Origin of the sequence: Ferrovibrio terrae (assembly GCF_943371255.1) — a bacterium.
GTDB classification, from domain to species: Bacteria; Pseudomonadota; Alphaproteobacteria; order Ferrovibrionales; family Ferrovibrionaceae; genus Ferrovibrio; species Ferrovibrio terrae_B.
This window is the reverse complement of record NZ_CALRUC010000137.1, coordinates 1-10474: the sequence shown is the minus strand read 5'-3', so window position 1 is coordinate 10474 and position 10474 is coordinate 1. Positions and strand designations below refer to the sequence as shown.

General features: G+C 63.6%; 11 protein-coding genes and 1 tRNA gene. 5 read left to right on the top strand and 7 right to left on the bottom strand.

Annotated elements, in window-relative coordinates; all coding sequences use genetic code 11:
- The 4 genes from AAG799_RS20420 to AAG799_RS20405 all read left to right on the top strand — a co-directional run.
- Window positions 1-573 (top strand): peptidoglycan-binding domain-containing protein (locus AAG799_RS20420; protein WP_341898756.1); only part of this gene is annotated, 573 nt, incomplete at its 5' end.
- Window positions 574-589: 16 nt separating this feature from the next.
- On the top strand, window positions 590-1327 hold the full coding sequence (locus AAG799_RS20415) for an AAA family ATPase (protein ID WP_341898755.1): 738 nt from the start codon (window positions 590-592) through the stop codon (window positions 1325-1327).
- A complete protein-coding gene (locus tag AAG799_RS20410; protein ID WP_341898754.1) occupies window positions 1324-1923 on the top strand; it encodes a hypothetical protein in 600 nt (199 codons plus the stop codon). The genes AAG799_RS20415 and AAG799_RS20410 overlap by 4 nt, the downstream gene beginning before the upstream one ends.
- Before the next feature lie 311 nt (window positions 1924-2234).
- Window positions 2235-2311, top strand: a tRNA-Arg gene (locus AAG799_RS20405).
- A 34-nt stretch (window positions 2312-2345) separates the two neighbouring features.
- On the opposite strand, the gene AAG799_RS20400 is transcribed toward AAG799_RS20405, so the two are convergent.
- From AAG799_RS20400 to AAG799_RS20370, 7 genes are all read right to left on the bottom strand, one after another.
- A complete protein-coding gene (locus tag AAG799_RS20400) occupies window positions 2346-3314 on the bottom strand; it encodes an ABC transporter ATP-binding protein (protein ID WP_341898752.1) in 969 nt (322 codons plus the stop codon).
- Window positions 3307-4290 carry an ABC transporter ATP-binding protein gene (locus tag AAG799_RS20395; RefSeq protein WP_341898751.1) on the bottom strand — a complete coding sequence of 328 codons (984 nt, stop codon included), beginning with the start codon at window positions 4288-4290 and terminating at the stop codon, window positions 3307-3309. The genes AAG799_RS20400 and AAG799_RS20395 overlap by 8 nt, the downstream gene beginning before the upstream one ends.
- Window positions 4287-5198, bottom strand: a complete 912-nt coding sequence (locus AAG799_RS20390; RefSeq protein WP_341898750.1) for an ABC transporter permease — start codon at window positions 5196-5198, stop codon at window positions 4287-4289. Before AAG799_RS20390 ends, AAG799_RS20395 begins: the two co-directional genes overlap by 4 nt.
- Window positions 5198-6205 carry an ABC transporter permease gene (locus AAG799_RS20385; protein WP_341898748.1) on the bottom strand — a complete coding sequence of 336 codons (1008 nt, stop codon included), beginning with the start codon at window positions 6203-6205 and terminating at the stop codon, window positions 5198-5200. The genes AAG799_RS20390 and AAG799_RS20385 overlap by 1 nt, the downstream gene beginning before the upstream one ends.
- Before the next feature lie 59 nt (window positions 6206-6264).
- On the bottom strand, window positions 6265-7848 hold the full coding sequence (locus AAG799_RS20380) for an ABC transporter substrate-binding protein (RefSeq protein ID WP_341898747.1): 1584 nt from the start codon (window positions 7846-7848) through the stop codon (window positions 6265-6267).
- 32 nt (window positions 7849-7880) lie between these two features.
- Complete coding sequence (locus tag AAG799_RS20375) at window positions 7881-8546, bottom strand: AroM family protein (RefSeq protein WP_341898745.1); 666 nt, start codon at window positions 8544-8546, stop codon at window positions 7881-7883.
- Window positions 8547-8713: 167 nt separating this feature from the next.
- Entirely contained in the window at window positions 8714-9643 is a 930-nt protein-coding gene (locus tag AAG799_RS20370) for an AroM family protein (protein ID WP_341898744.1), read from the bottom strand.
- A 181-nt stretch (window positions 9644-9824) separates the two neighbouring features.
- Between AAG799_RS20370 and AAG799_RS20365 the strand changes: the two genes are divergently transcribed.
- Window positions 9825-10474 (top strand): DUF917 family protein (locus AAG799_RS20365; protein ID WP_341898743.1); only part of this gene is annotated, 650 nt, incomplete at its 3' end.

Sequence of the window (10474 nt, the reverse complement as noted above, 5' to 3'; positions counted from 1 at the left end):
GGCATCGCGCCAGCGCGACTGGCGGCCTGCATCCGCAGGTCCGGCAAATGGAGACTCACGATGTGCAACGGAGTGAACTGCATGCACCAGACGCTTTTCAACACCGGCCTAAGCCTGCGCGCGCCCCTCAGCCCCGATCATGTGGTCGAACCGGCGGATATCCTCGACACCAAGAAGGCGCTGATGACACTGGGCTATTACCAACCGCTCGATGGCGCCGAGCCTGGCGCGTGGGTGGATCGCGATCTCTTTGCCGGGATCAAGCAGTTCCAGCGCGATAATGGCCTCAAGGTCGATGCGCTGGTGCGGCCGGGTGGCCCGACGGAGAAAGCACTGAATGAAGCATTGGAAGATGCGCCCAACGCGCCAGCGAACGATGATCGGCCACCGGCGAATGACGACAATCCCAATACGGCATTGCTGAATTGCGACTCACTGCTCGGTCGAGATCGATTTATATGTGATCGATTGGCAACAAGACAGTTGTCAGCGATATGTCACGGGTCTGCGATGAGTCGATACAGCAACTGCTTGGTAAACAGGCCTCTTGGGCCGTTGACCACCCGAGTTTAATTTCGATGGGTTTTTGATGCTGTCAGCACCGTTCCTTAAGCGCATTACGCTCGATCCGTCAAAAACGGATCGAGCAGTATTCCCGTTTGATACGGTTCAATATCTTACAGAAGATTTCGAGCTGACATTTGATAGCGCGATTACGATTCTCGTCGGCGAGAATGGTTCGGGCAAATCGACTCTGATCGAAGCCATTGCCCAGGCGGCGGGTTTCTCCGCGCAAGGCGGCAGTCAGGATCACCTGACGGGTTCGGCGGAAGCCGGCAATGCGCTGACCAGGGCCCTGCGCTTGTCCTGGCTACCCAAGGTCAGCCGCGGCTTCTTCTTTCGCGCTGAAAGTTTTTTCAATTTCCAGAGCTATATCGATACGGCGCATGTCGAATCCGGCTATGCGTCCCCCGGCATGCATCGCCGCAGCCATGGCGAGGCCTTTCTGCAGGCATTTGAAGACCGCCTGCATGCCCGTCAGCGTGCCATCTATATCCTCGACGAGCCGGAAGTGGCCTTGTCGCCGCAGCGCCAGCTGGCGTTTCTTCGCATCCTGCGCGCATGGCAGGTGAGCGGTCAGGTGCAGGCGATCATCGCCACCCATTCGCCAATCCTGATGAATCTGCCGGATGCGGCACTGCTTTCGCTCGATGGCGGCGCGATTCGGCCAATTGCACCAGCGGCTACCGAGCATGTGCAGATCACACGGAATTTCCTCGCTAATCCTGCAGGCGTGATGACCGAGCTGTTTGAGGACATTGAGTGAAATCCTTTACCTTTTCCCTCGTCGCCCGCTACACCGATGGCGTCACGCTGCCGCTGACCGGCCATGTCAGTGCGCCGGTCGCCGATGACACCGACCATTATATCTGCAGTTTCGATTGCCCGCTGATCGGCGGCGGCGGTCAGTTCCGCTCGCGCTATCCCGAATGGGCCTATTCCAAGGCCGTGCTGTGGCTGCGGTTCAACATGGAAGGGCTCGGTTTCGAGATCCGCGATGCCGCAGGCCGCAAGGCGGATATCGCCGCGCCAGTGACGGACGACTTCGGCATTCCCTGTTTCGTGCCGGCGCGGTTTCATGGCCGTGCGCTGCACAAGGGCGCGCTTGCCGACTTCACTGCCGAGGTGCAGCCGCCCGAGCCCGATCCGCAGGGCGGCTGGGGCTGTCCGGTCCGCTGCTCGCTCTATGGCGGTCGTCTCGGCCCGATCCATTCCGACTGGCCTGAACATGCCTATGAGCTGAGTTTCGCCCTGCTGCGCAATCTGCTCGGTGGCAATCTGCGGGATGAAGTGCAGCCGGTGGATATGAGCGGCGCGCCCCTGCTGATCCGCGCGCCGGTGCGGCCGCCGCGCAGCCGGTGAGGCGGCTCGCGCGCAAGCTGCATGATCCTGCGGGATGGACAGGGAGACGGCGAACGAACCCCAACGAACCCCAACGAACCCCAACGATCCCCAACGATCCCCAACGAACCTCAACGAACCCCAACGAACCCCAACGAACCTCAACGAACCTCAACGAACCTCAACGGACCAGAATGGAGCAGATCGAACCCCGGCGACTATGCAATGGCCCGGAGGCCGCCTGGCCCGCCGGACCGCCTTGCTTATGGGGGGCCTGCTCGGGTATGGTCCGGCCCGTTCGCGACTGGCGGGGTTTTGCCGGTCCGCCGCCGGCACCCGTAGCTCAGCTGGATAGAGCGCTGCCCTCCGAAGGCAGAGGTCACAAGTTCGAATCTTGTCGGGTGCACCATCTTTTCAATGACTTGGCCGGGCTTCCGGCGCTGTCAGGCCGCCGGGCCGCGGGCAAAGCAGGCGCAGTCATGCCCGGCTGCCAGCGGCGCCAGCACCGGGCTGTCGGTGGCGCAGCGCGGCAGCATCGCCTCGGGGCAGCGCGTGTGGAAGCGGCAGCCGGGCGGCATGCGGCTCGCGGTCGGGATGTCGCCGCCCAGCAGGCTGTGGCCGGCCGGCACGCCGGGTTTGGGAATCGCCGCCACCAGGGCCTGGGTATAGGGATGCTGCGGCCGGTCGAACACCGCGGCCACCGGACCCTGCTCCAGCACGGCGCCGAGATACATCACCGCCACGCGGTCGCACAGATACCGCACCACCGCCAGGTTATGCGAGATGAACAGGTAGGTGAGCTTCAGCTCCTGCTGCAGCTCCTTCAGGAAGCTCAGGATCTGCGCCTGCACCGAAACATCCAGCGCCGAGGTCGGCTCGTCCAGCACCAGCAGCCGGGGTTTCAGCGCCACGGCGCGCGCGATGCACACGCGCTGCTTCTGGCCGCCCGAGAGTTCATGCGGATAGCGGTAGATGAAGCTGCGCGGCAGGCTGACCAGATCCATCAGGGTCGACACGCGGTCGATCAGCGGCTGGCCGCGCAGGCCGTCCTGCACCACCAGCGGTTCGGCGATGGCATCGAAAATGGTGTGGCGGCCGTTCAGCGCCGAATGCGGATTCTGAAACACGATCTGCATGTCGCGCCGCAGGGCGCGCAGCGTATCGCCATCAAGGGCTGTGATGTCCTGGCCGTCGAACAGGATGCGGCCCGCCGTGGGATCGGTCAGGCGCAGCAGCACCTTGGCCACGGTCGATTTGCCCGAGCCCGACTCGCCGACGATGCCGAGCGCCTCGCCCGGCATCACATGCAGGCTGACGCCATCCACCGCCTTCACCGTCGCGGTGGCAAACGAGCCGCGCTTGACGGTGTAATGCTTGGTCAGGTTTTCCAGTCTCAGCAGCGCTTCAGGCATGATGGCAGGCCACGCGATGGGTCTCGCTCAGCCGGCGCAGCAGCGGCTTTTCGCTGCGGCAGCGTCCGTCCGCCAGCGGGCAGCGCGGATGAAAGCGGCAGCCCTGCGGCGGGGTGAGCAGGTTGGGGATGCTGCCCGCGATGCCGACCAGGGTGGCCTGGTCGCCGTCGATATCGGGCAGGGCGGCCAGCAGTCCCCTGGTATAGGGATGGCGCGGCTGGGCCAGCAGTTCGGCGGTCGGCGCATCCTCCACCACGGTGCCGGCATACATCACGGCGATGCGGCGGCAGACTGCGGCCACGGCGCCCAGGTCATGGCTGATCATGATGACGGCCAGTTTCAGGCGCTGCACCAGGTCGTCGATCAGCGCCAGCACCTGGGCCTGGATGGTGACATCCAGTGCTGTCGTCGGCTCGTCGGCGATCAGCAGGCGCGGCGAACCGCTCAGCGCCATGGCGATCAGCACGCGCTGGCGCATGCCGCCCGACAGCTGGTGCGGATAGCGGTTCAGCAGCTCGGCGGCATCGGGCAGGCGCACCAGTTCCAGCATGCGGGTGGCATGGGCGCGGATGCCGGCGCGGTCCAGGCGTGCGGCTTTCGGCTTGCTGCCCTGCTGGGCGGCGATCACGTCGCAGACCTGCTGGCCGATGGTCAGCACCGGGTTGAGGAAGGTCATCGGGTCCTGGAAGATCATGGCGATGCGCTGGCCACGGATGGCGCGCCAGTCGGCGGCCGTGGCCTTCAGCAGGTCATGCTCTTCAAACATGATGCTGCCCGACAGCACGCGTGCCGGCGGCGATGGCAGCAGGCCCATGATGCTTTTCGCCAGCACCGACTTGCCACAGCCGGTCTCGCCGACAATGCCCAGCGTCTCGCCTTCGGCCAGGCTGAGGTCGATGCCGTCCAGCACCTTGTAGGCGCCGTCGAAGGTATCGAAATCCAGGCGGTAGTCGCGAATATCCAGCAGCGCGTTCATCGGCCGCGGCTTTTCGGATCGAGAATATCGCGCAGGCCGTCGCCGAACAGGTTGAAGCCCAGCACGGTCAGATAGATCGCCAGGCCGGGGAACAGCGCATACCACCACCAGTCCGGCATGTAGCTGCGCGCCACGCTGATCATGGCGCCCCATTCCGGGCTCGGCGGCTTGGCGCCCAGACCGATAAAGCCGAGGCTGGCGGCCGAGAGGATCGCCATGCCCATGTCCATGCTGGCCTTGACGATCAGCGGCGACACGCAGTTGGGCAGGATATGGTGGAACAGGATGCGCGGCGTGCGGGCACCGATGGCGCGGGCGGCTTCGATATACAGCTCTTCTTTCAGGGCCAGCGTCTTGCTGTCGATCAGCCGCACATAGCCCGGCCACCAGACCAGCGACAGCGCGATCACGCAGTTGGTGATGCCGGGACCCAATGACGCGACGATCGCCAGCGCCAGTGCCAGGCCGGGCACGGAGAGGAACACATCGGTGATCCGCATGATCACCTCGCGGATGCGGCCGCCCATATAGCCGGCGAAGATGCCGAGCGGCACGCCGATCAGGGCTGCCACGCCGGTGATGATCAGGCCGATCCACAGCGAGGTGCGGGTGCCGACGATCACCCGGCTGAGAATGTCGTTGCCCATCTCGTCGGTGCCGAAGGGATGCGCCAGCGACGGCGGCTTCAGGCGGTTGTCCAGATGCACCGCGCCCATGGTGTCTTCCGGATAGGGTGCGAGTGCGGGTCCGGCAGCGGCCAGCACCAGGAACAGCACGACCAGGAACAGGCCGAGCATGGAGGAAAAGCTGCGCCGGAACAGATGGGCATAGAGCCGCCACTGCCGGATGGTGCCGGCATGGCGGGCGCGCCAGCCGGTCGGGGCCGCAGAGGTGGTATCGGTTGCCATCACTGGGTCCGCAGGCGCGGATCGAGCCAGCCATAGGCCAGGTCGATCAGGAAGTTGATGAAGATGAAGCAGAAGCCGATCAGCAGGGTGACGCCCAGCACCGGCTTGAAATCGGAATACAGCGCCGACTGCACCGCATAGAGCCCGATCCCGGGCCAGTCGAACACGGTTTCCACCAGCACGGTGCTGCCCAGCATCCAGCCGAAACGCAGGCCGATGATCGCCAGTGTCGGCAGCATGGCATTTTTCAGCGCATAGACGGTGATGATGCGGAAGGCGGGAATGCCGTTGGCGCGCGCGGCCACGATGTAGTCCGACTGCAGCACTTCCAGCATCTCGGCACGATTGACGCGCAGGATCGAGGCCAGGCAGGGGAAAGACAGCACCAGGGCGGGCAGGATGATGTGCTGGAAGGCTTCGCGGAAGGTGTCGAACTCGCCGCGCAGCAGGCTGTCGATCAGATAGAGCCGGGTGAGCGGTTCCGGCGGCGGCGTGATCAGCTCCAGCCGGCCCGAGACCGGCAGCCATTCCAGATGCACGGCGAAATACAGCTGCAGCAGCAGGCCGAACCAGAAGGCCGGCAGCGCCACGCCGGAAACCGAGAAGATGCGGGTGGCATGATCGATCCAGCTGTCGCGATAGACTGCCGACAGCATGCCAAACGGCACGCCGATCAGGATGCCCAGCCCCATCGCCACCAGCACCAGCTCGAAGGTGGCGGGGAAATAGCGCAACAGTTCCTCGACCACCGGCTTGGTGGAGACGATCGAGCGGCCGAGATCGCCGCGCAGCACGCCGCCGATATAGACCGCATACTGCTCGGGCAGCGATTTATCCAGGCCGTATTCGCGGCGGATCGTTTCGACCATGTCCTGGGTGGCATTCTGGCCGGCCATCAGCTTGGCCGGATCGCCAGGCGCCACATTGGTGATCAGGAACATGATTGTCAGCAGGCCGAGCAGCATGAAGCCGAACAGCACCAGCCGTTTGCCGACAAAGAGAACCATGGGGCGCTTTCCGTTCTGGGCGGCCGACCCTGCAGCCGGCCGCCCTTACGATACTCTGCTTACTTCGCGTCGATCCACAGCGGATACAGATCGACTTCACCGGTGAACCGGACCGGGCTGAAGGCAAAGCCCTTCAGGTAGTCGCGATGGGCCCAGCGGCGGTTCTGGATCATGCCGAAGACTTCCGGCTGGTCGGCCACGATCTTCTTCTGGATTTCGGCATAGAGCGGGGCGCGCTCTTCCCACTTGCCCAGCGTGCGCGCCTTGTCGATCAGCGCGTTCACATCCGCGTTGTCATAGTGGCTCATGGCGAAATACTGGCCCCAGGCATTGCGGTGATACTGATAGGCCACCGCATCCGGGTCAGTCGAGATCGGCGTCACGTAAACGCTGGTCATGTTGGGTGCCGTATCGGGCTTCGAGCCCTTGGCGACCATGTTGGGCCACTGTTCCGGCGTCACATTCACCTTGATGTTCAGCTTCGACAGGTTGTCGAGCAGCACCAAGCCGATGCGGCGCGCCTCTTCCAGGCCGGCGACATGGTAGTAGTCGAGTTCGATACCGCCATTGGGATAGGCCGACTTGGCCAGATATTCCTTGGCCTTAGCCAGATCCTGTTTCGGGCGCTCGGGCACATCGACATGGCCCTGCATGCCCTGCGGGAAGGGGCTGGTCTCAAGGATCGCGGCGCCGTTATAGACTTTGACGAAGCTGTCGTAGTCCACCGCATAGGCAATCGCCTTGCGCAGGTTGATATCCTTGGTCGGGCCGGTCTGGGTGTTGAACTTGATGCCGAAGGTGGTCATGCCGGCATGGCTCTGCACCACGATGCCCTTGGTGCTCTTGATCTGGTCGTAATCGTCGGGCGTCAGGCCTTCGACGATATCGGCTTCGCCACGCTGCAGGGCGGCCTTCTGGGCGGCCGGTTCGCGGATGATCTTGTAGATGATGCCGGCCGGGCGGTTCTTCTCGCCCTGCGGCCAACCCTTCCAGTAATCATCCGCGGCGACCAGCTCGTACAGCACATTCTGCTCCCAGCGCTTGGTCTTGAACGGGCCGCTGCCGGCCGCATTCTCGGTCAGCCACTTCTGGCCGTAATCGCCGTCCACCTCATTGGCCTTCACCTGCTTGGGGTTGACGATATACCACCACGGAATCCAGCTGATGAACGGCGCATAGGAGGATTTCAGGTTGAAGCGGACGGTATGGGCGTCCACCACCTCGATGCCCGACGGATCGAGCACATCCTTCAGCATCCAGGCCACGCCCTTGTTGAGCTTCAGGCCGCGCTCAAAGGAATAGCGCACCGCTTCGGCATCCACCGGATCGCCATTGTGGAACTTGGCATTCTTCACCAGATGGAAGGTCCAGGTCTTGGCATCAGGGCTCGATTCCCACTTCTGCGCCAGCCAGGGTTCAATCTTGGCCGGATTGCCGTTGTATTTGGCCATCGCGTCATAGAGCGACTGCTGCATCATGCGGATCGACCAGTCGTAGCGCACATGCGGGTCGATCACGGGCACCTGCTGGCGGCCGCCGAACACGATCACCTTGCGATCGCCGACGCGTTCAAAGGCGGCAGCCGGCAATGCGGCTGTGGACAGAAGTGCTGCGGCAAGGCCGAGCATGACGATTTTCTTCATGATTAACTCCCCGTTCTATGTTTCCAGAATTATCAGATGATCTGCTGTACCGCGCCGGCAACGATGCGGCGTGCAAGCAGGACCGGCTTGTTGGTAAGGGCGGCAGTCTTGGCGCGCATGGCTTCCGAATAGCCCATGCAGTGCAAGACGACGAGATCGCAGTCGGCGACGTCTTTGGCGGCCACTTCCAACCGGTCGTCGCCATAGGGCGAGTAATGCGTAGCCTTCACCTTGCGGGTTTCGTCGGATTGGACGTGGAACTCTGCGATCTGGCGTTCCAGCGGCAGGATGACGCCGAGATTCTGACAGCCAAGCGAGAAGGCATCGACGGTGGCATCGACCACGCGCTGTGCTTCGATCAGTAACGTCTTGCTGCTCAGATGGTCGAAATATCCGGTGCAGAGCAGAGTGATGGCATCGAAGCCTTCGGTATCCAGCCGGTCGAACAGCTTTTGCAGACGATCACGGGTCTGGGTCTTGCCGATCACCACTTCGCTGCCGTCGCGCATGCGGGTGCACAGGCTGTCTTCGCCGGCTTTCGGCGCCATGGCGGCCACCTCAGTGGGGCTCAGGTCATCCAGCGCGCCGAATTCCACCGCTTCGATTTGGCCGCGGAGCCGTTCGAGGATTTCCGGTGTCAGGTCGATGCGCGGCGACTGGCCGATGGTGACGAAAGCGATACGCGGGGCATGCGGCATGGCCGGCCTTCCTGTGAGATGCGACTCTGTCGTCTACAGTCAGGAAGGCTATGCGATGGCCGGCACAGGGCAAATACGGGTGAACACTTACAGGGTCGGCTCAGGGCCCTGTCCTCGCTGCGCATTTTTTGTGCGCTGCGGTATAATTTCGCTCTCGGCCGAACCGGTCAGTGGTCGGCGTGCTGTGCCGCCAGGACCAGTCTGATCAGGGCGCCAACGGAGCTGGCTTCCATCTTTTCCATCACCTTGGCGCGATGGATTTCAACCGTGCGCGGACTGATATCCAGCTGGCGCGCAATGGCCTTGTTGGACAGTCCCTCGGTAACCAGGGACATCACCTGCCGCTCGCGCGGTGTCAGCTTGCCGATACGGTCATCCACAGCGCTGCGGGCCGGCACGACTTCCGCTGCCGCCGGGGGCACAGCCCGCATGCCGGGGTCCAGCAGCAGGCGGATCGCGCCGGCCACCATGCGCCGGGCCAGGATCACCTGCTTGCCGGTGTGGCGGGTAATGATGCTGCGGTCTGTTTCGGTGAAACTGACCGAATTCAGCACGATCAGGTCGCAGGAATCGAGATCGGTGGCGGCTTCGCGCAGGCTGTCCGCCACGCCGCTTTCGGCATAGCTGAAGCGCAGCGACAGACCGGGCACGGAATAGCCGGCATTTTCGGCGATCTGGCGATGAGTGGGATAAATCACGCCGACGGTCTGGCCGGCCGCGGCGATGGCGTCGATCGAGGCCTCCATGGCGCGCTGGGCATTCACCATCGGGCAGGGGCTTTCGAATTCACGGAACAGGCCAGTCGACAGGATCACCACCAGGTCGAACCGCTGGCTGTCGAGCGAGCGGCAGATCGCCTCCAGCCGTTCGGCGACCCGGGGCTTGGACACCAGTACCTCGCGGCCGTCGCGCAGGCGTGTGATCAGGCAGTATTCGTCGGCCTGCGGGGCCAGAGCGGCGATCTCGCCATCGCTCAGGCCGTCCAGCGCGCCAAACTCTTCCACCTCGATGGGCACCGGCATATGGGCCAGGATATCGGGCAGCACATCGGCCCGCGGTGTCTGCCCCACGGTCAGGCTGGCCACACGGCGGCGCAATGATGAATTCGTAGGCAAAACAGCCGTTTCTCGCTCCGCAATCATGGGATCATCTAAGCCCCTCGGCTGCGGGGGAACAAGCCTTTCATACGTATCCATCCTGATACCCGAGCGGGGAGCGGACGGCGTAGCGTGGCGGCCATCGGATTCGGCAAAAGTCGGGATAAGGATTGGGGCGCAGATGCGCGAAATCGGCGAACACGAGATTGAACCCCTGGCAATCGGGGCCTGGATTCTGGGCACCGGTGGCGGTGGCAGCCCGTATCTCAACTATCTCAATCTGCGAAAGCTGTATGCCCAAGGGCATCGCATCTCGCTGATGGACCCCATGGACCTGAAGGACGATGACCTGGTCGCCGTGGTGTCCAACATGGGCGCGCCGCTGGTGGGGCAGGAGCGGCTGAACGATCCGGCCACCGCGGCCCGTGCCGTGGAAATGATGGAAGAGTATCTCGGCCGCAAATTCCGCGCCGTCATGAGTGTGGAGATCGGTGGCGGCAACGGCCTGCAGCCCCTGCTGGTTGCCGCCCAGATGCGGGTACCTGTGGTCGATGCCGACGCCATGGGGCGCGCCTATCCGGAAGCGCAGATGACCAGCTTTGCCATCGGCGACCTGCCGATGTACCCGCTCAGCCTGTGCGATGTGCGCGGCCATGAAAGCTTCGTCACCAAGGTCACGACCTGGAAGTGGATGGAGCGGATCAGCCGCAAGATCTGCGTCGAGGTCGGCTCGATCGCTTCGACCTGCAAGGCGCCGCGCAGCGGCAAGGAGGTCAAGCAGTGGGGCATCCATTACACGACCACCAAGGCGATCCGCATCGGCGAGGCCGT

Excerpts from the sequence above, each read along its gene's own strand:
- AAG799_RS20415 (WP_341898755.1), top strand. The coding sequence starts at position 590 with ATGCTGTCAGCACCGTTCCTTAAGCGCATTACGCTCGATCCGTCAAAA.
- AAG799_RS20400 (WP_341898752.1), bottom strand. The coding sequence starts at position 3,314 with ATGCCTGAAGCGCTGCTGAGACTGGAAAACCTGACCAAGCATTACACC.
- AAG799_RS20395 (WP_341898751.1), bottom strand. The coding sequence starts at position 4,290 with ATGAACGCGCTGCTGGATATTCGCGACTACCGCCTGGATTTCGATACC.
- AAG799_RS20390 (WP_341898750.1), bottom strand. The coding sequence starts at position 5,198 with ATGGCAACCGATACCACCTCTGCGGCCCCGACCGGCTGGCGCGCCCGC.
- AAG799_RS20385 (WP_341898748.1), bottom strand. The coding sequence starts at position 6,205 with ATGGTTCTCTTTGTCGGCAAACGGCTGGTGCTGTTCGGCTTCATGCTG.
- AAG799_RS20380 (WP_341898747.1), bottom strand. The coding sequence starts at position 7,848 with ATGAAGAAAATCGTCATGCTCGGCCTTGCCGCAGCACTTCTGTCCACA.
- AAG799_RS20375 (WP_341898745.1), bottom strand. The coding sequence starts at position 8,546 with ATGCCGCATGCCCCGCGTATCGCTTTCGTCACCATCGGCCAGTCGCCG.